Source organism: Paraburkholderia sediminicola (genome assembly GCF_902859805.1).
GTDB classification, from domain to species: domain Bacteria; phylum Pseudomonadota; class Gammaproteobacteria; order Burkholderiales; family Burkholderiaceae; genus Paraburkholderia; species Paraburkholderia sediminicola.
Window position 1 is genome coordinate 408,376 of record NZ_CADIKC010000002.1, and the last position, 23,011, is coordinate 431,386.

Sequence of the window (23,011 nt, forward strand, 5' to 3'; positions counted from 1 at the left end):
CCGCTCCGGCGTATTGACGGCTACAGAGCGGGCACGACTTCCCGCAACGGCGAATGTCCAGGTGGCGACCGGCGCAATGCCCACGCGTCGCTCGCCGCCACAATCGCGCCCTGTAATGCGGCACCATGACCGAACGCTGCAATTGCCACTTCCGGCGGATAGGGCACGGCTCGCGCCAACAGCGAACGAATTCCATCAGTAATGCCTGGAATACGCGCCATGCCTCCGCCGATCACGATCCTCGACGGATCCAGCATCAGCGTCAGATTCGCGACGTGCCTGGCGAGACCTTCGAACGCGTCCTTGATCAGCACCGCCACCTGAGGCACTGAATCACGCAACGCGAAAGCTTCGTGCGTACTGACGGTTCGTCCCAGCAACGCGCTCACGCGGTCGCCGATCGCGCGACCCGACACGAAGTTTTCCAGCGACGCGCCGCCATCCGCGAACAGGGCTTCGTCCGGAACACCCCGCAATTGATAGCCGATCTCACCGGCGGCGCCGTTCGCACCACGCAGCACCCTTCCATCGATCACCGCGGCCGCCGCCAGGCCGGTTCCCAGGTTCAGATACAAGCCGCAATCGACGCCGGCCAATGCGCCACAGCGCGCTTCTGCCAGCGCCGCGGCTTTGACGTCGGTTTCGACGGCGACGCACTCGGCGTCGAAGCCTGCGCGCAACACATCGTAGAGCGCGAGCCGGTCCCAACCGGGATTGTTCGGCGCTAGCCGGATGCCATCGGGTTCGATGATGCCGGGTGTGACCGCGGCCACCGCCAGCAACCGCCGCTCCATGCCGGCAAGCGTCTTCGCCATCAAAGCCCTCGCCGCGTCGAACATGCGCCGCATGACGATCTCAGCCCCCTGCTCCGCCAAAGTCGGAATTTCGGCTTCGTGAAGGCGCTGCCCCGCTGGCGTCGTGGTCGCCATGGCGATCTTGGTGCCGCCGATGTCGATGGCCAGCAGGAACCCATTCGTACCAGCACCGGCGCGCTGGATTTCATCTGTGTCTTTAACGTGCATGCGCTTCGATATTTGCTGTTGCAGTGCTATCCATCTGGCGTTCGAGAAACACCTCACGGATAGGCTTGGGGCCAAACGGCCATTGCCGCGCGACACGCGCCCAGATCAGGAACGCGATCAGCCCAAGGACGAGCCAACCCGTCGACATCAATTGCGACTGACGGTCGGTCGCGTAGAAAACATAGAGCCAGCCAACCAGCGCGACGAGACTCGGCACCGGATAGAGCCACTGGCGATACGGGCGATGCAATTCCGGCTGACGGCGACGCAACACGGTCAATGCCGCGATCTGCGCCACCGACTGCAGCAGCACCGCGACGGCCACCAGCATATTGATCACGGCAGTCAGATCGAAAAACGTGCCGGCCGCCGTGACCACACCCATCACAAGCAGCGCAACGTGGGGGAAATTGTGCTTCGGATGCAGCTTGCCGAATGCGGCCAGAAACACACCGTCGCGGGCCGCATAAAAAGGCACGCGTGATCCGCCGAGCAGTCCGGCAAAGACCGACGCAAACGCCGCGATCAGAATCAGGACGGTGACGAACGCCGCCGCTGTATGCCCCCAGTTGCGCGACACGACGAGCGACGCGACCGAGGTCGACTTGGCCACCTCCTGCCAGGGCACTGTGCCGATCACGCCGATATTCAACGCGAGGTAAAGAAACATCATGGCGATGATCGACACGATGATCGAGCGAGGCATGACGCGTCCCGGATTCTTCAGTTCGTCACCCATGTATGCCGTGGTGTTGTAGCCGGCGTAGTCGTAGATGGCGATGATCAGCCCCGCACCGAGGCCCGTGAAGAACTTGCTGATATCGCTCGCTTCTGGCGGCAGCGTCGTGGCGAGGCTCAGGTGGAAGTTCGAATAAGCGGCGGCAATGGTCAGCCCGACCGCCAGCATCATGATGATCCACAGCACCGTACTCAACGCACGGATCGATTCGATGCGCCGATAAAGCGCGAGAACGACGAGTGCGGTCACGCCGACGCCGATCGCGTGCGTCTGCCACCCCGAAAGATTCGGTAGAAAAAAGCCCAGGTACTGAACGAAACCGATGATGCCCGTGCTCATGATGAGCGGAATGGACAGCATCGCAGTCCAGACGAACAGAAAGGGCATCAGCTTGCCGGTGCGGTACTGGAAGGCTTCGCGCACGTAGAGGTATGTGCCGCCTGCACCGGGCATCGCCGCACCGAGTTCCGCCCAGACGAGGCCGTCCGCCATGGCCAGCACCGCGCCAAAGATCCAGCCGATGACGGCAAGCGGCCCATTCATCACGGCCACGATTGCCGGGATGGTCAGGAACGGACCCACCCCGCAGATCTGAATCATGTTCACCGCGGTTGCCGAAAACAGGCCGACCGAACGGTGGAAATGCGGTGCCTCGGTCGCCGGCCGCTCGGCCGCGCCAGCCAGCGCGTTAGAGGACGGCTCCTGCCAGGCGGAATCGCTCATGTGTGTCTCCTTGCGGCGCTCGCCGCGTTGATAGCCGGATGCTTCGGGGTTTATCCATTTTTTTGCGAATGATAGGAAACTTTCTTTACTAATGCAATCCGGTCAAAAAAGTTTTCGGCCCGTTTTCGGTCCGAATTGGCGGCCGGTTGCTTGCCCAGCCGGACAGTCGTTGATAGGATCGGCCATCCTGAAACCAGACGCCCCATGCACGCGCACAGAAAGAACAGCCGGCCGACAGTCACCGTCACCCGTGGTCCCGCGTTCGTCCGCCAGGGCAACGAATGGGCCATCTACCAGCATCTGTTGTCGCTGGCGCCTGCGTCGAGTCCGCAACTTGCGGAGAGCACCGGACTGTCCAAGGTGACGGTCTCGGCCGCGCTCGGCAATCTCGAGCGCCTGGGCATCGTCGAACAGACAGGTGTGCGCGGAGGCAGCGCAGGACGCTCCCCGCGTCTTTACGCGCCGCGAGCGCGAGCGGGCTTCGTGGTCGCAATCGACGTCGGCGCCGAATGGATACGCGGCGCGGTTGCCGATCTGACCGGAACGGTGGTGGCGCGACTCGAAAAGCGCACCCCTGCCCGCGTGGAACGGCTGGTGGCGCGAATCGTCGATCTCGTCGACACAATGCGCGAAGAACAGCACATCTCACGCAGCGAGGTTCTGGCAACCGTATTCGGCTCCCCAGGCGTGCTGGATACGGAAAGCGACCGGCTCCGTCTCGCGCCGAACCTGCCGGATCTGGAGCGTGCGGGGTTGATCCCGTCACTACGGGACGCGCTCGATGCCGAACTGATGGTTGAAAACGATATTAATCTGGCCACGCTAGGCGAACAGCAGCATGGCCTTGGGCGTGGCGTCGACAACTTTGTGTTTATGTCGGTTGGCACGGGTATCGGCCTGGGGATCATCGCCGATGGAAGGCTGCATCGCGGCGCTCATGGTTTTGCCGGTGAGATTGCGGTGCTGCCCGCGGCCCCAGTGGTGGGTTCGAAGTCCGATGGAATCTATCGGCCCATGTTCGAGGTGTCCGCCGCGGCGAAGGGAATCGTTGCGCACGCACAGCGGCGTGGCCTTGACGTGGCCAATGCGGAAGCCGTGTTCGTGGCGGCCCACGCAGGCGATCAGCGCGCACTCGACTGCGTCGCGGAAGAAGCGCGACAGCTTTCTTGGGGACTTGCATCGATTATTCCGATCCTCGATCCGAAGCTGGTGGTGCTCGGCGGCGGCATTGGGCGAAGCGGTGCCCTGCTTCTACCGACGATCCGGGCTCATCTTGCTGACTGGCTGCCTATTCCCGTGCCCGAGTTCGCGGTCTCGGCGACAGGAACGGATGCTGTGTTGCTCGGGGCAATTGTTTTAGGCGTCGAACGGGGACGCCTGAGGGCTTTTGAGCGCCTTGGGTATGCGACTTCGTAGCACGGCGGTATTCGCCGGTTATTGCCCGGTGTGAACTGCCTCTGGCAAGAGCGCCTGGCCACGAAGCCGGCGTGAGGGCTCAGTTGTGTGCAGATGCACGGCGTAGGTGTCCCAAGGCAATTTAATGCCCTGCTCTGATCCGTTGGAAACCTGAACCAGAATCCGCCCTACCTCGCCACGGTGATAACCGCCATGGGTCACGACGTGGGTCAGCATCTCTTCGCGCGTCATATATCCGTTGTCGCCATCGGTGAACGCGAAGGGAACCGATTCGGACAGCATGGCCGGTGTGGCCGCCCCTACATAATCAAGGTACCAGTGATCCACAGCAGTGAGACCGGCGCGCAGTTCCGTAAGCGTTGGCGTGTCAGGTGTATTGTCCGACGCGAAGTGATGACGTTCGCCAATGAGATGCGCTGCGAAGATCCTGTTCACTACCAGACAATGATTCATAAGCCGGGTAGCAAGATGGCGTTCGGCCGTGTGATGCTCAGCGCTCAATCCATTCATTGCGTCCAGTAATTCGACATTGGCCCACGCCTGATAGCGGAACATCTTGAGCAGTAGTTCAGTTGCACTCATGGGGTCAATCTCCTGATCCGAATAGTGTGCGATTCCGGTTTTTCATTATTTCCGGGGGGACCCTATGTGTCTACTCGCATTTCCGACGCTGAAGCCGCGATAAGGAGGACGTCACGCCGGGCACGTTCCTGTGTCACAGAAGACGCAATAGTTGCGGCGGAAACTCACATTTGCGTTTCTTGAGGGCTTTTATCAAGGCGTCGCTGAAAAGTTTATCGAGGCGCCGGCCGCTTCATTTTCTTCCGTGCGAATCGACAACGAGTTGCCCTTTCAACAATGTCTCGAGCCAGTCGGCGAACACCTGAACTCTGCGCGATAAATGCTGCCGGTGCGGATAGAGCAAGGTCATCGGCATCGGCGCAGCCCGATACTCGGGCATCACCTCGATCAGTTCGCCGGCGCGCAGATGCTGCTGCACGTCGTACGCAGGAATCTGGATCAAACCGAGTCCCGCAAGACAGCACGCGATATACGCCTCGGCGCTGTTGACGCTCACGCGGCCTTGCGTTGTCGACGTCCTCACGGTTTCGCCGTCGACCCACTCCCAGGGCGCAATACGGCCGCTCGACGGCGACGCATAGTGGACCACCTGGTGGCTCGCCAGATCGCCGGGCGTGCGAGGCATGCCGCGCTGGGACAAATAGAGCGGGCTCGCAACATTGATCAACGGCAGATTGCCGATAGGCCGCGCGATCGCGCCGGAATCGTGCAGCTTGCCTACACGAAGCGCGCAATCGACGCGCTCTTCGACAAGGTCGATCGCGCGATCGGTCAGGCCGAGCTCGATATCGATTTTCGGAAACACAACCAGGAATTCCGGCAGCGCGGGTGCGATGATCAGACGGCCGATGCGGCCCGGCACGTCGACGCGCAGCACGCCGCTCGGTCCTACCGATGTGTGACGGAACAGATTCTCGGTCTCCTCGACATCGGCGATCAGCCGCAGGCAGCGCTCATAGAGCGCGGCGCCGTCCTGAGTCGGCGCCACCTTACGCGTTGTCCGATGCAGCAGCCGGGCACCGATCCGCCCTTCCAGTTCCTGAATCGCCGCGGACACCGACGAGCGAGGCAAGCCGAGCGTGTCCGCCGCGCGCGTGAAATTCGCACATTCGACAACGCGCGCGAACACCCGAAACAGATCAATACGGTCCACGGTCCCTTTTCCAGTTTTCCACTGTTCGACTTTTCTGACCAGTGATGTCAGAAACAGCAGGTTTAAATGATTTTCCTGGAATATATCATCCAGCAGGATGAGAGGCTGCATCCGGCGGCTTCGGTACTGGGGATGGACCATGGCAAACCACAGCATCAAAGGTAAAACCGTCGTGATTGCGGGCGGCGCGAAAAATCTCGGTGGACTGATTGCGCGGGATCTCGCCGCACAGGGCGCCAAGGCAGTGGCGATCCACTACAACAGCGCGAGCTCGAAGGCCGCGGCAGATGAGACGCTTGCCGCGATCGAGGCGGCAGGCGCCAGGGCGGTCGCTTTCCAGGCCGATCTGACCTCAGCCGGCGCGATCGAGAAGCTGTTCTCGGATGTTGTCGCCGCCGTCGGCCGCCCCGATATCGCAATCAATACGGTAGGCAAGGTGTTGAAGAAGCCGTTCGTGGACATCACCGAGGCTGAGTACGATGAAATGACGGCGGTCAATTCAAAGTCCGCGTTCTTCTTCCTCAAGGAAGCCGGCAAGCACGTCAATGACAACGGCAAGATCGTTACGCTCGTCACATCGCTGCTTGGTGCATTCACGCCGTTTTACGCTGCTTATGCGGGCACCAAGGCACCGGTCGAGCATTTCACGCGTGCGGCGGCCAAGGAATTTGGCGCACGCGGCATCTCGGTGACAGCCATCGGCCCCGGCCCCATGGACACACCGTTCTTCTATCCGGCCGAAGGCGCGGACGCGGTGGCTTATCACAAGACCGCCGCCGCACTTTCGCCGTTCTCCACCACTGGCTTGACCGATCCAGGGGATGTGGTGCCCTTCATCCGACATCTGGTCAGCGATGGGTGGTGGATTACGGGGCAAACCATTCTGATCAACGGCGGCTATACGACCAAATGAGCGACTAAATAAGCGGCCATGCAAGCGGCCAGGTAAGCGACCAAATTCATGACTTACGGAACGACCAATAGCTCAGCGCCGCCTTAGGCCGGGCGCGCAGCAGCAGATAGAAGGCGGCTACGTGCGTGATCATCAGCAGAGGCACGTAGATGATCGGAATCGCGTACGTAGTGCCAAATTCTCCCGCACGCGCAGGAAGATCGGCCTGGATAGCGTGGACGTAGTCGACGATGAGGTCGGTCGTTCCCACAAGATTGAAGGCCACGACGAACAACCAGAAGATCGGTCGTCTTCCTGCTGCGAGTAGCGCCAGCATCGCCAGAACGCCCGTTGCGAAGTCGCCGTATGCGGCGAACGCGGCGAAGCCGGCAGGCAGATCGGGACTGACGACGCCCGGCAGAATGAAAACCAGCCCGAAGAAACGGAAGCTGTGCAAGGTGGCGATGGCGCGTTGCGCGTCGAACGAATCCATCGACTTGAGCCTGGGCCAGATGTATACGCGAAAGCAAAGCAGCCAGGCGACATAGCCCAGAACAAGCTGCGTTTGGAAGATAAGTTCCGGTGACATGTTGCCTCCAGTCAGGTGTTGTCGGGCGCGTTGAAGGACGTGGATGCGGTCTCGAACACTGCGGTGAGAATGCCGAGGCGGCCTTCAAGGAGATTTCGCGCCAGGTTGGCGAAAAGCTCTGCGAAGTCCGGCCCCATCACCACGCCGAGGTTTGGCGAAGGCGGCGGGCCTGACGCACGCGATTGGGTGATCCAGGCCCTGGCGGCCTCGGTGTCGTCTTGCCATGCCAGCGTGCGGAAGCCTGCTTGCTCGATCGCTTCGCGCGTTGCGTCGGCTGTGAGGAGAAAGCTTGTTGCCGGCGTTCGCGCCCAGGGAACGGGGTAGTACGGTTCGCTGCCGTTTGCGACGACGTCGAACGTCGCAAACCTTCCGCCTGGCTTCAGCACGCGTTCGATCTCACGATAAAGACGGGCGCGCTCGGCGATGTTCATCGCCACGTGCTGCAGCAATACGGCGTCGAAACCGCTGCCTTCAAAGGGAAGTTCCAGCGCGCTTGCGGTATGGAACGAAACCAGTTCGCTCTGCCCTGTGCGCCCGGTGAGATAGCGCGCGGCATCCACGAACGGTTCGCTGAGGTCGATGCCCGTCACCCGGCAGCCATAGGTTGCAGCCAGAAAACGGGCCGGCCCGCCAATGCCCGAACCGACGTCCAGCACCGACATGCCGGCGGTAATCCCGGCCAATCTGGCAAGCTCGGTGGTGGCAGCAAGCCCACGTGTGTGAAACTGGTCGAGGGCGCCCAGTTGCTGCGGTGTGAGCTGCTGATCTTCCGGCCCAAAGGCGGTGAGCGCCACCTTGAGCCGCTCGGTCAGGCCGGTCGCGCGATAGTGATCTCGCACGCCATCAAGTGCATCAGTCATTGCGGAGTTCCTCCACGGTCTAAGCGAATTGTTGAGGGCTTGCGAGTCGACATCCGCATGAGCCCTCATCTGCAGGCGTAGGTGTACCATGGCCTCTCGCGAGCGACTATTCATCACAATGTTGACGGGCTATGAAGCAGAACTTCACAGTCAGACAAGGCGCGCTCGACGGCGTGGAAGTGTTCCTGAGCGTTGCCCAGCATCGCAGTTTTCGCCGGGCAGCCGCGGAACTCGGAGTGACACCGTCCGCCGTCAGCCAGACGGTGCGTGTACTTGAGGCGCGCATTGGCGCAGCGCTCTTCATCCGCACCACGCGCAGCGTCGGTCTGACCGACGCTGGCGAACGGTTTCTTTCGCACGCAAAGCCCGCTTTCGACGAGCTTGTCGCCGCAAGTGAGGTTGCGCGCGGACTTGGTCAACGGCCCACCGGGTTGTTGCGTCTTTCGGTGCCGCGCGCGGTGGTGCCGATCCTGCTGGAACCACTCATTGCATCCTTCTGCCAGGCCTATCCCGAGGTCGAAGTGGAGATCGCCACCAGCAAGGAGCTGATCGATCTTGCCGCGGAAGGGTTCGACGCCGGCATCCGGCTCGGTCAGTTCGTCGACGCCGACATGGTCGCCATACCCTTGACGCCACCGTTTCATCTCGTCGTCGTGGGCAGCCCTGCGTATTTCGCAGCGCGCAGCCGCCCCATGCACACGGACGATCTGCGCCAACACGCATGCTTGCGGTGGCGGCGATCCAGCGGCGCAATCGCGCTATGGTCCTTCAACGACAAGGGCCACGCGATCGAGATCGCCGTCTCCGGCCCCTTCATCGCCAACGATTTTTCCACCATGCTGGGCGCGGCAGTCGAAGGTATGGGTCTTGCCCAGCTACCTGAACCGATGGCGGCTGAAGGGTTACGAGCGGGAAAACTGGTGCACGTGCTGGGGCCGTTCGCGCCGGTGATACCGGGCGTGTTTCTCTACTATCCAGGCCGCCGGCAGATGACGCCGAAGCTGCGCGCCTTCATTGATCATGTGAAGAGCCGCGCGGCAGACCAAAGCAAAGTGATATCAGCTCCAGGCCTTCCAGAGTCGACGTAGCGACGGCGACGCATCTCTTCAACGCGTGACATCCATTACGTCTTTGCGACGCGCTTGCCCTTGGCCGTCGATTCGTTGTTCGCAAACAGTTCGGTAAGCCAATCGATGAACACGCGAGCCTTCGCGCTCAGGTGCCGATTGGGCTGATAGGCAACAAAAACGGGAACGGGATCCGACACCCAGTCGCTCAGAACTGCTTCAAGTGCGCCGCTTTCAAGGTGTGTGGTGGCGGAGAACGTCAATGCATGGACGACGCCGAGACCCGCCAGCGCAATGGTCAGACACGCCATGATGTCGTTGGCCGTCAGCCCGTGCCGATTGTGTATTTCCACGCGTTCACGATCTTTCGTCACCACGATCGGAAAGGGGCGATTGGTTCGCGAGGCGATGGTTCGGATAACGACGTGACCATGCTCGAGGTCCGAAGGATGCGAAGGCCGTCCGTGCTTGTCCCAGTACGCGGGTGTCGCACACAGGATTTGCCTGACGGCGCCGATCTGCCGCGCAACAAGCGATTGATCGAAGATTTCCCCCGCCCGCACGACGCAGTCGACGTTCTCTGCAATGAGGTCGACCGGACGATCGCTGATCCCGAACTCGATTTCGATGTCCGGATACCGCTCGACGAACGCCGGTAACGCGGGAAGTATCACCGACAGACCTAGCGGCACCGGCAGATCGACGCGCAAGCGTCCTCGCGGGTTGGTCTTCGCGCGCGACATCGTGCCCTCGAGCTCCGCGAGATCGCTCATCAACTGTAGCGCGCGTTCGTAGTACGCGGCGCCATCCGCTGTCGTCGAGACCTTGCGTGTCGTGCGGTTAAGCAGCTTTGTGCCCAGTTCGACTTCGAGCGACGCGATCAGACGGCTGACGGCCGTCTTCGGTAAGTCGAGCACCTGCGCGGCCTTGGTGAAGGTGCCGCTCTCGACCACCCGAATGAACGCCTGCATGGCGTGAAACTTGTCCACGGTCTGACTCCTCGCTGTCCCGTCCGAGTCTGCCTGATTGTTTCACTGCAGAAACAATGTGGAATCGTAGCAGCGATTTATCCACCTGCGCGTTCTCGGTATCGTTCACCCATCGCCACACGAACTTCAATGGCGCCTCGAAAGGACCAGGTCAATCACCCTCCTTTCGCAGCCGCGCCGAAGTTCATTCTGAACAGGGAAATATCCATGTCTATCGTTAAAGAAACGCATGCGTCGGACCGCCCGAAAGCGGTGGTTATCGGAGTCGGACCGGAGCAAGGTCTCGGTGCGGGCCTGTCGCGCCGATTCGCTGCAGAGGGTCGTCATGTCGTCATCGCGGGGCGCACCGAAGCGAAGATCGAACGGGTACGCGAGAGCATTGTCGAGGCAGGTGGCTCGGCGAGCACGGTCGTCATGGACGTGACGAACGAAGCGGACGTGATCCGCCTGTTCGACGTCGCGATGCAGGCAGACGAACATGGCGGAAGTGCCGACCTCATTGCCTACAACGCGGGCAACAACCAGCCTCTGGATCTGCGAACGATGGAAGCGGACGTCTTCGAATCGTTCTGGCGGCTCAACTGTTTTGGCGGCTTTCTCGTGGGTCGCGAAGCCGCACGGCGCTTTGTGCCCCTCGGCCGGGGATCGATTCTTTTCAGCGGGGCGACGGGCGCGCTGCGAGGCTTGCCAAACTTTGCCCACTTCGCGTCGAGCAAGGCCGGCTTGCGCATGCTTGCTCAAAGCATGGCGCGCGAATTCGGCCCGCTCGGCCTGCACGTCGCCCATGTCGTGATCGACGGTGGCATCGACGGAGAACGGGTGCATACGCGCTTCACTGAGCATGTGGAACGGAAGGGCCTCGACGGACTGCTCGATATCGACGCTATCGCCGATGCATTCTGGTCGCTTCACCGGCAGCACCGTTCTGCGTGGACGCACGAGCTCGATCTGCGCCCCTTCAAAGAAGCGTTCTAACCGATCGCGAACCTCAACACTGTCAATTTCAAAGAGTCAATGATGAAACTTATCGGTCCATGGTTTTCCGGCTATACCCGCCGGGTCGGCATCACGCTAAAGCTGCTCGGCATACCGTTCGAGCATCTGCCCTATCACGCCTATGAGCAGCAGGATCTTATCCGTCCGTACAGCCCGATGGTGAAGGTACCGGCGCTCGCACTCGACGACGGCACGATTCTCTACGACAGCGCAGCCATCATCGACTATCTGCATGAAGAAGTTGGAGCAGAACGCGCCTTGCTCGCGCCCTCAGGCTTGAATCGACGCGACGCTTTGCAGTTCATCGGCATCGCATCCGCAATCTACGGAAAGCTCAGCGACATGTATGACGAGTCGATCCGTCCGCCCGAGCATCAGATCGCCACGATCGTCGCATCGCTGCGCGAGCAGGCACTGGCGGGATTTCAGATGCTCGAGTCGAGGGCCGGTAATGGCTGGCTGGTGGGCGACGCACTGTCTCAAGCCGATGTGATGGTCGTGATTACCTGGCAATCCGCATCATTGGCTTTTATGCCGGACGTCGTGCATCCGGCTGCATTTCCCAAGCTTGCCCGATTGGCCGCGCGCGCGATGGAAATAGACGCGTTCTCCAGCACGCTGCCTTTCAAGGGATAGGGACTGCTCGCGCGGCCCCAGCCGCGCGTGTTATTTCCTTTGCTGCCCTCCTGCTTTTCGGACAGGCGTTGTCGTGTCCGCAAACAGATCGATCACGACCTCGCGCAGCCAGCGATTGCCCTCGTCGTGCTGGACTCGTGTGTGCCAGAGCAGATGGATCGGCGCGGCGGGCAGCGTCATGGGCAACGCGCGCAGGCTGAGCGAAAAAGGGGTTGCCAGTTGAAGGGCCAGGCGCTCCGGCACCGTAGCGATCAGATCGGTGCGTTGCAGGATGTAGCCCACGCTCATGAAGTGCGGCACCGTCAGCCGCACCTGGCGCCGTACGCCGCGCCGTTTCAGCCATTCGTCCACCTGCCCGTGGCCAGTGCCGGCCGCCACGACGACAAGATGCTCAGCCTCGCGCCACGCAGCGAGCGTGAGCGGCGCGTCCTCGAGCGGATGGCCGCGCCTGAAGAGGCACACATAGCGCTGATCGAACAGGCGGCGCTGATAGAAACCACCTTTGAGCTGCGGCAGCAAGCCGATCGCCAGATCGACGCGGCCGTCGGCCATCTCATTGCTCAGATTGACACTTGTATCGCGCACGGTATTGAGTGCGACGCCCGGCGCGACGCGCGACAGCCGTTCGAGCAGCGCGGGCAAAAACACCACTTCGCCGATATCGGTCATGCCGATCGTCATGGTGCGCATCGCGCGCAGCGGATCGAAACCCGTCACTGGATTGAGCGCGCCGTGCAGTGTGGCGAGCGCCTGTGAGACCGGTTCCGCCAGACGCAGCGCGAATGGCGTGGGCACCACGCCGCCCGGCCCGCGCACGAACAAGGGGTCGCCAAGCCGGCGACGCAGCTTGGCGAGCGCGTTGCTGACGCCGGGCTGGCTCATGTTCATCTGCTCGGCGACGGTCGCCACGCGCCGTTCCTGCATCAGCCGCTGGAAGAGCAACAGCAGATTGAGGTCGATTTCGCTCAGTTCCATAACTCACGCATATCCGGGTCTCATTCAATCCAGTGATGAAGCAGATTCATTTCATCTTATTGAGGAATGAAGGTCTAGTGCTGAAAATACTGACACGGCACGCGCATTTGCCATGGCGTCCGGAAATGTCATGGCGGCCGCACTCATAAATCTGGATATCGGAGACACAGTCATGAAGCAGACGGATCTAAAAATTGCGATCGTCGGCGCCGGCGTCGGCGGTCTTACGCTGGCGCTCGCGCTGCGCGAGCACGGAATCGATGCGCAACTCTACGAGCAAACCGACGAGCTGCGCGAAGTGGGCGCGGCCGTCGCGCTCTCGGCTAACGCGACGCGCTTCTACGAGCGCATGGGACTGCGTCCGGACTTCGAGAAGCTGTGCGCGGAGGTGCCGGGTCTCGTCTATCGCGACGGACGCAGCGGTGCGGTCATCGGCCATCATCGCGGCACGCCCAGCTCTCGCGAGCTGTTCGGCGGCTCGTATTGGGGTATTCATCGCGCCGATCTGCAGGCGGTGCTGTCCAGAGCCGTCGGACTTGAGCGCATCAAGCTCAGCCATCGGCTGGTCGATCTCGTACAGCACGCGGATCGCGTGAGTCTGGCGTTTGATAACGGTCAGCGCATCGACGCCGACCTCGTGATCGGCGCCGACGGGGCGCGCTCGATCACGCGGCGCTGGATGCTTGGCTATGACGACGCCCTGTACTCGGGTTGCTCGGGCTTTCGCGGCGTGGTGCCGGCGGAACGCATGGACCTCTTGCCCGATCCCGAGACCATCCAGTTCTGGGTTGGACCCGGCGGCCATCTGCTGCACTATCCCATCGGCGACAAAGGTGACCAGAATTTCCTGCTGGTCGAGCGTCATCCATCTCCGTGGCCGTTACGCGACTGGGTCATGCCCGCCAGCGAGGGCGAACAACTACGCCTGTTCAAGGACTGGCATCCGGCCGTCGTGCAGATGATTACGGCTGTGCCCATCAGTCAGCGCTGGGGATTGTTCCACCGTCCCCCGCTCGGCCGCTGGAGCAAAGGCCGCGTGACGCTGATCGGCGATGCCGCGCATGCGCTTGTGCCGCATCACGGCCAGGGCGCCAATCAGTCGATTGAAGATGCCGTGGTGCTGGCCGCTCAATTGGCGGCAGCGGGTCCTGGCAATTGGCGCGAGGCGCAGGAAGCCTACGAGCGCCTGCGCCGGGGCCGCACACGCAAGGTGCAGTACGCGTCGATCACCACGGCGGACGTGCTGCATTTGCCCGACGGGCCAGCCGCGCAGGCCCGCAACGCCCGCCTCGGCGCGCGCGACAGCATGCTGAATCACCTGGGCTGGATTCACGATTTCGATGCGCTCACGGAAGAGCCGAGCGAACGGCAGGGCGGCACCTGGCTTTGAGCAAGCCCTGCTTTACGGTTGATAGCGCCCGGAGGAGCCGCCCCTCCTGTAGCGCATAGGCGAATGCAACTGTGTTGGTAAGCGCAGAGGCACTGTACATGTCAAACGAAAAGCTTCAGCTTCAGAATGGTCTATCGATGTATTGAGCCCCGCAGCACGTTGACGCACGGTGGAGTCGCCATTAACGGGCGATAGTGCGTCTATCGATGCGGCGTGACGGCTATCCGACGAACTTCGTCGTCCACTTCGCTGAGAAAACTCTCATGGGTCGTCCGCAGGCAGTTCCAACGCAGCAGGTATTGAATGAACGCGTGATCGTCACCGAGTGGCGATTTGCGCCCGGTGCCGAAACTGGCTGGCATGTTCATGGACATGACTATGTCGTGGTACCGCAAACGGACGGTCAACTTCTCCTCGAGACAGCACAAGGCAACCGGGAATCGCAACTGCGCGCCGGGCAGAGTTACGCGGGATTGAAGGGAGTGGAACACAACGTCATCAACGCGACCGACCACGAGGTGGTATTTATCGAGGTGGAGATTCGCTGAGGCAGCGCCTGATGAAAGGCACGGACTGAGTGAAACAGGATGACTGTCGCCATGATGTCAGGGCAGGCGCTTAACCACGAGCGCCCGCTTTAAACCATTTATCCCCGACCTCACCGCTCTAACCGCTGTGCCCCCCGCCGTCGGACGGGCAGTCGAACGAATGAGATGACGAGTGGTGGCCACCGTGCGCCGACGAGTCTGTGCGGCAATGATCGGATACGTGCGTGTTAGGCGGCGACGAAAGATCCACCGTCGGTAAGTAGGGAGTCTGCGATGGTCCCCTCCGATTCTGCTTGTTGTTGCTGAACAGGCGCTTGAGGAATTTGAGCATCATTCGTCCTTTTTCCCTGGTTGATTCCACACACTTCGCCAATGATCAGGCCAGCTGCTTAACCATGAATACCCGCTTTAAACCTTTCTCCTCGGCCCGATGCGTCTCCGTATAGCCGATACGAGAGTAAAGCGCGATATTTTCCGTCATGCTCTCGTGCGTGTAGAGCCTGATGACGCGATAGCCGGCCGCTCTGGCTGAACGTTCAGCGAATTCCAGCAGGCTGCGGCCTAGTCCCGTTCCCTTGGCGGAAGGTGCTACGGCTACGTTGTCCAGCAGCATCGCGTCCTGCTCCGGGATGAGCACAACAATGCCCCGTATGGCGCCTTCCAGCTCGACAACATAGACCCTGCCCTCGCCGGTCAGGACTTCATAGTCATCAAGCATCGGTCCCGGCGGCCGCCCGATACGGGAGATATAAGGCGAGTAGGCCTGTCGAACGATTTCCTCGATAGCCTGGAGGTCGGTAAGAACGGCAGGGCGAGGATCGGGATGCATTGTCATGTTTCGCAAGTATTCGACTGAAAGCGCGCTCGTGAATATGTTAGCTCTTTCATGAGGCAAAGCACCGGCTTTGACCAGGAAGCCGCAACGCATCGACAGCCGGACCCTCACATCGCCGATTCGCTTTTGCTTATACCCCCACGTTTTTGGCTGATTAGGCGCGAACAATCTCGACCGCATCACAGTCAACAACATTCAACCCGGGCCAACTGTAACGGACATGACGGCCGATCAAATCGAGGCGATCAAGCCGCTCATTCCGCTTAAGCGCGCTGGCGATCCGGATGAGATTGCCGGTCTGGTCGCCTACCTCGTTCGCAAGGAGTCAGGCTACATGACCGGTTCCAGCCTCACCATCGACGGCGGTATGGCGCTATAACCGTCTGGCGACCTGTTCTATTTCGTTGTCCGACTTTCCGCCTGTGCGACCAGCGCCGACAAGACTTCAGGGAAATCGGAAGAAACGCCAGCGCAAATGTCGTGCGCGTTTTCTCCGACTACGTTGATCTTGTAGGTGATGCGATTGCCCCGATCAGGTAGAGGTTCGATTTCATGCACCACGCGAACCACAATGTCGCCAAGCATCGTTTCGTCTGTGAACAGGTGCCGCGCATCGACTTCGACGAGTTGCGACTTGATGATCTCCTGATCAGGAAGCGTCATGGTTAGCCATGAGCCCACAGCGAAAGGACCATCAATGGAACAGGCGTGGACGCCCGTATTCCAATTCTTCCAACTGGAAACGGCCTCGAAGAGTTCCCAGATCACTCCTGCCGATGCGGTGGTTTCCTGGCTATAGGAGGCGGTGGCGTGCGTACTGTCGGTCATGTGAGATCCTCTAGCAAGAGCACAGATAGTATGCGAGCTTGCTAAAGGATATCAACAGAAGACGTCGGCGCATCCTGCCGGATCAGCTCCCGGCGCTTCAATTCGGCCCAGAAAGCCGGTGGAATTTCAGCCCGGAAGGTTTGCAGGTTATCTTCCAGCTGTGCAACCGTGCGCACGCCGGGTATGTTGGTCGGGATCGCGGGATGGGCGAGCACGAATTGCAGCGCCGCCGCTTTGAGCGGCACCGAGTATTCCTGGCATACCTGCTCGATCTTGCGCACGCGCTCAAAAATTGGCTCCGGCGCGAGCGAATAGTTGTACTTCGCGCCGGGCACCGCACCCGTCGCGAGAATGCCGCTGTTGTAGCCGCCACCGAGAATGACCGACACCTGCTGCTCTTCGCACAGCGGCAGGAAACCGTCCAGCGCGTCCTGCTCGAGCAAGGTGTAGCGGCCAGCCAGCAACAGGCAATCGAAATCCTGCCGGCGAATGGCTTCGTGTGCGACCTGCCATTCGTTGACACCGAGTCCCACCGCTTTCACGACCCCTTCGTCACGAAGTTTCAGTAGGGCTTTCGACGCACCCGCCATCGCCGCCTCGAACATCTCAGGCTGACGCTCGCCGTGCGTAAACACGTCGATGTCGTGAATCAGCGCAATATCGATGTGTTCCAACGCCAGACGCTGCAGACTGTCTTCGATCGAACGCATTGTGCCGTCATAGCTGTAATCGAAAACGGGTTCAAAAGGCAACCCGTCGACCCACGGCTCAAAGTTGATCTCGGCGCGTTTGCGCGGCTTCAGGAGGCGCCCAACCTTGGTGGACAGCACAAACTGGTCACGCGGATACCAGCGCAGCCCCTGGCCACAGCGTGCTTCGCTCAACCCGTGCCCGTACATCGGCGCGGTGTCGAAGTAGCGCACGCCCGCGTCCCACGCTGCCTTGATCAAGGCAGCCGAATCCTCTTCACTGATCGGCCTGAAGATGTTGCCGATGGGCGCGGCGCCGAAACCCATCACGCTTGTCTCGAGCCCTGAACGCGGCCATTTACGCTTTGCTACCGGATCCATATTTATCTCCTTTGTCGATGGGAGTGAAGTCATTCTTTCCAGACCGGCTGGCACACCACGCCCGTCTACTTGATCTTCGCGGCAGCGGCAAGCTTGCGCACGCCCTCTTTCGGGTCCTCGTTCGAGTTCATGAAATTCGTTACGACGTCGGTAATCGCGCCGGCGGTAACCGGCGACTGAAGGTTGCCGAAGGCCAACGAAGGCAGGAACGCACCGGATTTAATCGTGGCCTGCTCGTCTGCGAATGATTTCCTGGCGCAGCTATCGAACTTGTCCATGGAAACGTCCAGCCGAACGGGAATTGAACCCTTGTAGAGACTGAACTGCTGCTGGAAATCGACGGACATGATTGTCTTTGCAAGCGCAAGCTGCCCGGGCGACGCCTGCTTCTTACCGTTCTGCTGAAAGAACGCGAACGAATCCACGGTGTACGTGTAGGCGTTCGACGTACCAGGTGCGGCCGCGCAAATATAGTCGGCGTCGGGTTTCTTGTTCGCATTGGCGAATTCGCCCTTCGCCCAGTCGCCCATGAACTGCATGCCGCCCGAGCCGGAAATGACCATTGCCGTCGCGAGATTCCAGTCACGGCCGTGGTAGCCCTTATCGAAGTAACCTCGAATCTTCTGGACGATCTCGAACACCTGCACCATCTGCGGCGAAGTCAGCGTTTTCTGGTCAAGATCAACGAGGACTTTCCGGTAGAAATCCGCACCTTGGGAAAGCACGACCGTCTCCCATATGGTCATGTCTTGCCAGGGCTGGCCACCATGCGCGACAGGCGTGATGCCCGCTGCACGAAATTTTTCGGCGAGCGCAAAGAATTCCGGCCACGTAGTGGGCGCCGCGCCTCCAACTTTTTCAAGGTCGACCTTGTTGATCCACAACCAATTGATTCGGTGTACCGAGAAGGGTGCAGCCACATAGTGACCGCCCGCCTTCATGGAGCTATCTATCTGCGAAGGCGAATGCGCTTTCCAATCGGTAGCGGACTGATCGACATTGACCAACATGTCCTGATCGGCCCAGTCCTGAATCAGCGGCCCCTTGATCTGCGCGGCCGATGGCGCGTTGCCCGATATAACCTGCGTCTTCAGCGCCGTCATGGCCGCCGCACCCGCTCCTCCCGCTATGGCGAAATCTTTCCACTCATAGCCCTGTTTGGTCATATCGTCCTTCAGCACCCGGATCGCTTTCGATTCGCCGCCGGAGGTCCACCAGTGCAATACCGAAAGCTGTTCGGCGGCCAAACCAGCATGCGTTCCAGCCATGAGCAGCGTAATGCCCGCCGCAAGCGACGTGAGTGATCGTTTCATTGCAGTCTCCGAAGTTTTCGTTATTTGGTCGGGCTGTGCGTTCGAAGCTCAGTCGAACGCTGTGCGTGCCCGCTTTCATGCGTGTTAAAGGTCTTTGCCGATCTAAAGGTCAAACCCAAGTTGCGCCTTGCCGAGCGATGTCAGGTCGTCAGCCGTGGCGCGTCCGCTGAAATCAACTTCGAAATGGTCAGCAGGAAAATCGGGCGGGCTTTCACCCTTGAGGAAGCTCGGCAACTGGCGTTTTAGATAAGCGTCGTTTTTTGCGCACGCGGGCGCCGAAGCGATGTACATCACGTTGCTGTAACCCGCGCCCTTGTGCTCGTCTTCGACCGCATGGATCACATCGCTGTGCCAGAACACGGTGTCGCCGGCTTCCATTTTGGGAATCGACGACAACGCCTCAAACAATGGCGCATGAAATTCCGGCTTGATCGACAGCGCCCGTCCAGGCATGGCGCCGCACAGGTCGTCTTCTGCGACATCGTCCTGAAGCGCGCGCAGCAGGATGTACACCATCGAATTGGCGATGGGCACGAGTTGCAGCGTGCCGTCGCCCGGGCCTTGCGGCGTCAAGGCAGTCCAGCCCTGGAACGTGCGGAACATCGAACATACGGCCGGTGACGCGATCTCCTGCACGTCAGGCCGGAAAGCCGCATCGAACGCGTCGTAGTCGCGCCAGTTGCCGGCAAACACGTGGCGATACACCTTCCGGAAATTGCTTTCGATCCAGCGCTCGACCGACCCGCCGTCGCAATGCGCCGACAATCCAAGCGACGCTGAACCCGGCGGCCGGCGACGCAGACGATCCGCATAAACAGGCACGCGCTCCGGATCGAAGTGCACCTGGCCGCCGCTTTCATTGCGCCACAGCCGGTTCAGGAATACACGTGCCTCGGTTAGTGATGCTGACTGACGGGCCAGCACTTGTGGCTTCGACCAGTACACCCCATAGATTTGCGGTTTGCTGGACGCCAGCTGGCCAAAGTATTTATCTTCGGCGCGGTTTTCCAGGTGCTTGTCGAGGTTATTGCGCTCGACATAGCTGGCAATATCCTCGTCCCAACTCTGCACCAGCGCACGGGGAAATACATTGCGGATCACGCATGCGCCGCGCGCTTTGACGAGCGCGATCTGGTCCGCGGTGACGCGTTGTTCGGCGATGTCGGAAAACTGAATCTCGGGGATGACGTCTTCTCCACGATCCCGCTGCGTAGCAATCCGCTTCGCCTCGGTGCTGATCGCTTCTTCGACTTCGGCAAAGACCTGCCGGTAGTTCGGCAACGCCGCGCGCAACTCCTTTTTCGCTTGCCGGATTGCGCTCGGCAAATCGTCGATTTTCAACGCCATGACTGTCTCCGTAGGGATGTGATACGCCCCGAGGATATGACGCGCATGCAGGCCTTGGTGATACTATTCAGGCAATCTTTTTGCGTATTCGGCCATGAAACCAGCCTATGAGCATGTCGACTTCGGTGGGGACTGTTCGGTGCGGGTTTACCATCGGCGGCTCCCGCGTATTCCGTTCGAGTGGCATCACCATCCGGAATACGAGTTAACGCTGACGATGAACAGTCATGGCAAGCGCTACATCGGCGACTCTGTCAACGAATACGAGGCTGAGGATCTGGTCCTCGTGCCGCCGGACCTTCCGCACACCTGGGCGTCGAATCGTTCGATCGATCCATCCTCGCCACAAGTCGCCATCGTCATCTGGTTCGACGGCGATTGGGCGCGGCGTATGGCGGACTGTTGCCCCGAATATGAACCGCTGCGCAAGCTGTTACGCAGGGCCGCGTGTGGTCTGGCCTTCGAGCCACCCGCCGGCAAATGGATGCGTGAGCGCCTGGAACAATTGCTATCGAGCGTCGCGCGCGAGCGCCTTGGTGCCGCTCTCGACATTATGTGCACGCTCGCCGACGCGCCAGGCCAGCCACTCGCCTCGCCGAGCGCTTTCAACGAAGCGTCCACCGGTCCATCCGGCCACGAGCCCGAACGGATCAACCGGGTCCTTTCGATGATTGACGCGCGCTTTGCCGAGCCGTTGCGACTGTCGGAGCTCTGCGCGGCCGCCAGCCTGTCGGAACGCACGCTCACGCGTTACTTTGTTCAGCATATCGGTGAGAGCGTCGGCCGGTATATCACCCGGGTTCGTATTGGCCACGCGTGCCGGATGCTGGTTGACACGTCCCTGCCGGTTGCCGTCATCGCTGCTCGTTCGGGCTTCGCGAACGTCGCCAATTTCAATCGGCAGTTCAGGGCCGCAAAGCAGGCGACGCCGGCTGAATATCGACGGCAGTTCGCGGCTGCGGGTTCTCCGGATAAGGATGTGGAGGCTCGCTTGACCGAACGGTCTCCGTCGCTGCAAAGGAAACGGAAATCAACCGGTGGGCGAAACGACGAAGAGATGGCTGGCCAGTACCGCGCCTGATCCCGGCAGATAGCAATCTGCGCCCCGTTTGCGCCCTTCGATGACGTTCGGTGACGTTCGGCGAGCAACATCGCAAACGCTACCTTGCACCGAACCTAGTGTTAAGTTTTATCAAATCACCCACTGTCTGGGAAAACCCCGTCAACGACATCGCAGCATTTCCCGTTTAGGGAGGGATCGGCGAATTACCTGCCGTGCATTGTCACTGCGGCGACAAGCCAGGTGCATTTATAGAATTCTATTTGGGAGTACGGCATGAAATATCCTCTACTGGCAACCTTGGTCGCGAGCCTGGGAATCGGCCTATCCGGCGTGGCCAATGCTGTCAACGTAGACGTCAATATCGGTACGCCTGCCCCCGTAGTCGTCGCCCAGGCGCCGGTTGTCATTGGCTGGCATGGGGACCGATATTACGACGGTCATCGCTACTGGGAACGCCAGGAATGGGAGGAACATCACCACCACCACCATGGTGACCATGACCACTGCCCTCCGGGACACGCTAAAAAGGGCGAGTGCTAATAACTGCATCGCAAACAACTAAACTGCTATTACGGGCCTCACGGCCCGTTTTTTTTTGCACGAACAAAGGGTCGCCGCAGGTTGCTGTCCGAAACGGGAGCAGCCGATTCAAGCCGCAATTCTGCCGTTCGAAGCAATATCACGAAAGCCAGTCTATCCAGGACGAATATTGCCAACGCCGGCCTGGCACGTAGAATGTGCGTTGCCGTGTCCATCGCCTAACCGCGATCCTTGCACGGCGCGCAACCGCGCGTCCCGGCGGCAATCAAGTGAATCGTCTTATGAATCGTAGGCAAGCGTTGCTCACCTGCGCGTATGCCGGCCTGACCGGCGTGTCCGGCCGCGTTTTTGCCGCGAAGCGCGCCCCGCGTGTGGTGTTCCTGAATCCGGGCGAGGCTGTGCAACGCGGTACGGGACAGCATTGGCAACTGGTCTCCCGATTCATGGCGATGGCGGCGCAGACCTTCGATATGCAACTTGAGGTGCTGTACGCGGAACGTGACCATCTGCTGATGCAACGCCAGGCAGAAGAAGTTGCGCGACGCACCGACGCGCCGGACTACGTCATCATCGTCAACGAAAAGATGGCCGCACAGCAGATGCTCAAGACACTGGCGCGCTCACCGGCGAAGGTGCTGCTCATCCACAACGACCTGACGCCTGAGCAGCGTCACGCAGTAGGCAATGAACGGGAACTGATCCCTAACTGGATCGGCACGGTGACGGCAAACGCCGAGCGCGCCGGGTACCGGCTGATGCAATTTCTGTATCAACAACTGGGCCAGCACGGGGCGCAGGTGATCGGCATCACGGGAGACCCGAGCACGCCGGTCTCGCTGGAGCGTGCTGCCGGTGTTGCAGACTTCCTGTTTCACGCTTCGAACACGCACACCTGCCAACTGGTCTTCAGCGACTGGAGCTATGCCGACAGCGATCAAAAGGCACGCGTGCTTCTTGCCCGGTATCCGGATGCCAATGTGATCTGGGCCGCCAACGACGCGATGGCGCTCGGCGCACTGAACGCCGTCAAAGCGCGCAATGCGCGCGTTCTGGTGGGGGGTATGGGCGCGTTGCAGGAGGCACTGGCCAGGGTGGCTGACGGCGGGCTGGCCGCCATGATGGCAGGCGACTACTTCCTCGGCGCCTGGGCGATGGTTCTGTTGCACGATCACAATCAGGGCAACGACTTTGCCGCGAACGGAGGTCTGCGCCAGAAGCTCGACTTTCTGACCGTGATCCATCGCGAGAACGCCGCCAGTTACGCCGACCTTGTTTTCCGGAGCGGAGCGGTACTCGACTTTGGCCAGTACTCGAAAACCCGATCCCCGCGTCCGGGCCCCTACGACTTCAATCTCCACTATCTTCTGGACACTGCGTCCAGGGTTTCATGATGCGTCTGTCCCCACGGCTCACGCTCCGCTCGCCCAGTTTGCACACC

The 23,011-nt window shown here is 60.6% G+C and carries 24 protein-coding genes; 11 read left to right on the forward strand and 13 right to left on the reverse strand.

Translation table 11 applies throughout. The features are described 5' to 3' along the window. Positions 1 to 20: 20 nt before the first annotated feature. Together R8871_RS10355 and R8871_RS10360 are read right to left on the reverse strand one after the other, a co-directional pair. Positions 21 to 1,022, reverse strand: a complete 1,002-nt coding sequence (locus tag R8871_RS10355; protein WP_175050349.1) for an ROK family protein — start codon at positions 1,020 to 1,022, stop codon at positions 21 to 23. After that, complete coding sequence (locus R8871_RS10360) at positions 1,012 to 2,484, reverse strand: APC family permease (protein ID WP_175050350.1); 1,473 nt, start codon at positions 2,482 to 2,484, stop codon at positions 1,012 to 1,014. The genes R8871_RS10355 and R8871_RS10360 overlap by 11 nt, the downstream gene beginning before the upstream one ends. A 204-nt stretch (positions 2,485 to 2,688) precedes the next feature. Between R8871_RS10360 and R8871_RS10365 the strand changes: the two genes are divergently transcribed. Continuing rightward, positions 2,689 to 3,900 carry an ROK family transcriptional regulator gene (locus R8871_RS10365; RefSeq protein ID WP_175050351.1) on the forward strand — a complete coding sequence of 404 codons (1,212 nt, stop codon included), beginning with the start codon at positions 2,689 to 2,691 and terminating at the stop codon, positions 3,898 to 3,900. A gap of 18 nt (positions 3,901 to 3,918) precedes the next feature. Here R8871_RS10365 and R8871_RS10370 read toward each other — a convergent pair whose 3' ends face one another. Beyond that, positions 3,919 to 4,482: a DinB family protein gene (locus R8871_RS10370; RefSeq protein WP_175050352.1), complete on the reverse strand. Its 564-nt coding sequence runs from the start codon at positions 4,480 to 4,482 to the stop codon at positions 3,919 to 3,921. 232 nt (positions 4,483 to 4,714) lie between these two features. Beyond that, on the reverse strand, positions 4,715 to 5,635 hold the full coding sequence (locus tag R8871_RS10375) for a LysR family transcriptional regulator (RefSeq protein ID WP_175050353.1): 921 nt from the start codon (positions 5,633 to 5,635) through the stop codon (positions 4,715 to 4,717). A 139-nt stretch (positions 5,636 to 5,774) separates the two neighbouring features. Between R8871_RS10375 and R8871_RS10380 the strand changes: the two genes are divergently transcribed. Beyond that, a complete protein-coding gene (locus tag R8871_RS10380) occupies positions 5,775 to 6,548 on the forward strand; it encodes an SDR family oxidoreductase (RefSeq protein ID WP_175050354.1) in 774 nt (257 codons plus the stop codon). A gap of 46 nt (positions 6,549 to 6,594) precedes the next feature. Here the strand turns inward: R8871_RS10380 and R8871_RS10385 are convergent, their stop codons facing one another. Continuing rightward, positions 6,595 to 7,116, reverse strand: coding sequence for a hypothetical protein (locus R8871_RS10385; protein ID WP_175050355.1), 522 nt, complete (start codon positions 7,114 to 7,116; stop codon positions 6,595 to 6,597). An 11-nt stretch (positions 7,117 to 7,127) separates the two neighbouring features. Beyond that, the gene (locus tag R8871_RS10390; RefSeq protein WP_175050356.1) at positions 7,128 to 7,976 is read right to left on the reverse strand and encodes a class I SAM-dependent methyltransferase; all 849 of its coding nucleotides are present in this window, start codon (positions 7,974 to 7,976) and stop codon (positions 7,128 to 7,130) included. A 131-nt stretch (positions 7,977 to 8,107) separates the two neighbouring features. Between R8871_RS10390 and R8871_RS10395 the strand changes: the two genes are divergently transcribed. Further along, on the forward strand, positions 8,108 to 9,064 hold the full coding sequence (locus R8871_RS10395; protein ID WP_175050357.1) for a LysR family transcriptional regulator: 957 nt from the start codon (positions 8,108 to 8,110) through the stop codon (positions 9,062 to 9,064). Between the two features lie 35 nt (positions 9,065 to 9,099). Here the strand turns inward: R8871_RS10395 and R8871_RS10400 are convergent, their stop codons facing one another. Next, positions 9,100 to 10,032, reverse strand: a complete 933-nt coding sequence (locus R8871_RS10400; protein WP_175050358.1) for a LysR family transcriptional regulator — start codon at positions 10,030 to 10,032, stop codon at positions 9,100 to 9,102. A gap of 207 nt (positions 10,033 to 10,239) precedes the next feature. Here R8871_RS10400 and R8871_RS10405 point away from each other — a divergent pair, with 207 nt between their 5' ends. Together R8871_RS10405 and R8871_RS10410 are read left to right on the forward strand one after the other, a co-directional pair. Continuing rightward, complete coding sequence (locus R8871_RS10405; protein WP_175050359.1) at positions 10,240 to 11,007, forward strand: SDR family NAD(P)-dependent oxidoreductase; 768 nt, start codon at positions 10,240 to 10,242, stop codon at positions 11,005 to 11,007. Between the two features lie 39 nt (positions 11,008 to 11,046). Then, positions 11,047 to 11,664 carry a glutathione S-transferase family protein gene (locus R8871_RS10410; protein ID WP_246287514.1) on the forward strand — a complete coding sequence of 206 codons (618 nt, stop codon included), beginning with the start codon at positions 11,047 to 11,049 and terminating at the stop codon, positions 11,662 to 11,664. A gap of 30 nt (positions 11,665 to 11,694) precedes the next feature. Here the strand turns inward: R8871_RS10410 and R8871_RS10415 are convergent, their stop codons facing one another. Next, positions 11,695 to 12,639: a LysR family transcriptional regulator gene (locus R8871_RS10415; RefSeq protein WP_175050360.1), complete on the reverse strand. Its 945-nt coding sequence runs from the start codon at positions 12,637 to 12,639 to the stop codon at positions 11,695 to 11,697. Positions 12,640 to 12,811: 172 nt separating this feature from the next. Here R8871_RS10415 and R8871_RS10420 point away from each other — a divergent pair, with 172 nt between their 5' ends. Together R8871_RS10420 and R8871_RS10425 are read left to right on the forward strand one after the other, a co-directional pair. Continuing rightward, positions 12,812 to 14,029 carry an FAD-dependent monooxygenase gene (locus R8871_RS10420; RefSeq protein ID WP_175050361.1) on the forward strand — a complete coding sequence of 406 codons (1,218 nt, stop codon included), beginning with the start codon at positions 12,812 to 12,814 and terminating at the stop codon, positions 14,027 to 14,029. A 263-nt stretch (positions 14,030 to 14,292) separates the two neighbouring features. Next, complete coding sequence (locus R8871_RS10425; protein ID WP_175050362.1) at positions 14,293 to 14,577, forward strand: cupin domain-containing protein; 285 nt, start codon at positions 14,293 to 14,295, stop codon at positions 14,575 to 14,577. Between the two features lie 376 nt (positions 14,578 to 14,953). Here R8871_RS10425 and R8871_RS10430 read toward each other — a convergent pair whose 3' ends face one another. Then, complete coding sequence (locus R8871_RS10430) at positions 14,954 to 15,607, reverse strand: GNAT family N-acetyltransferase (RefSeq protein WP_246287515.1); 654 nt, start codon at positions 15,605 to 15,607, stop codon at positions 14,954 to 14,956. Between the two features lie 25 nt (positions 15,608 to 15,632). On the opposite strand from R8871_RS10430, the gene R8871_RS10435 reads away from it, so the two are divergent. Continuing rightward, entirely contained in the window at positions 15,633 to 15,791 is a 159-nt protein-coding gene (locus R8871_RS10435; RefSeq protein WP_246287516.1) for an SDR family oxidoreductase, read from the forward strand. A gap of 17 nt (positions 15,792 to 15,808) precedes the next feature. Here the strand turns inward: R8871_RS10435 and R8871_RS10440 are convergent, their stop codons facing one another. The 4 genes from R8871_RS10440 to R8871_RS10455 form a co-directional block, all read right to left on the reverse strand. Beyond that, positions 15,809 to 16,240, reverse strand: coding sequence for an SRPBCC family protein (locus tag R8871_RS10440; protein ID WP_175050363.1), 432 nt, complete (start codon positions 16,238 to 16,240; stop codon positions 15,809 to 15,811). 41 nt (positions 16,241 to 16,281) lie between these two features. Beyond that, positions 16,282 to 17,310: an aldo/keto reductase gene (locus tag R8871_RS10445; RefSeq protein WP_175050364.1), complete on the reverse strand. Its 1,029-nt coding sequence runs from the start codon at positions 17,308 to 17,310 to the stop codon at positions 16,282 to 16,284. 65 nt (positions 17,311 to 17,375) lie between these two features. Further along, the gene (locus R8871_RS10450) at positions 17,376 to 18,623 is read right to left on the reverse strand and encodes an ABC transporter substrate-binding protein (protein WP_175050365.1); all 1,248 of its coding nucleotides are present in this window, start codon (positions 18,621 to 18,623) and stop codon (positions 17,376 to 17,378) included. 102 nt (positions 18,624 to 18,725) lie between these two features. Beyond that, the gene (locus R8871_RS10455) at positions 18,726 to 19,970 is read right to left on the reverse strand and encodes a DUF1479 domain-containing protein (protein WP_175050366.1); all 1,245 of its coding nucleotides are present in this window, start codon (positions 19,968 to 19,970) and stop codon (positions 18,726 to 18,728) included. 94 nt (positions 19,971 to 20,064) lie between these two features. Here R8871_RS10455 and R8871_RS10460 point away from each other — a divergent pair, with 94 nt between their 5' ends. From R8871_RS10460 to R8871_RS10470, 3 genes are all read left to right on the forward strand, one after another. Beyond that, positions 20,065 to 21,051 carry a helix-turn-helix domain-containing protein gene (locus R8871_RS10460; protein WP_175050367.1) on the forward strand — a complete coding sequence of 329 codons (987 nt, stop codon included), beginning with the start codon at positions 20,065 to 20,067 and terminating at the stop codon, positions 21,049 to 21,051. A gap of 255 nt (positions 21,052 to 21,306) precedes the next feature. Beyond that, positions 21,307 to 21,573 carry a hypothetical protein gene (locus tag R8871_RS10465; protein ID WP_175050368.1) on the forward strand — a complete coding sequence of 89 codons (267 nt, stop codon included), beginning with the start codon at positions 21,307 to 21,309 and terminating at the stop codon, positions 21,571 to 21,573. A 281-nt stretch (positions 21,574 to 21,854) separates the two neighbouring features. Further along, positions 21,855 to 22,964 (forward strand): ABC transporter substrate-binding protein, encoded by a 1,110-nt coding sequence (locus R8871_RS10470; RefSeq protein ID WP_175050369.1) that lies wholly within the window; start codon positions 21,855 to 21,857, stop codon positions 22,962 to 22,964. The last annotated feature ends 47 nt before the right edge of the window (positions 22,965 to 23,011 follow it).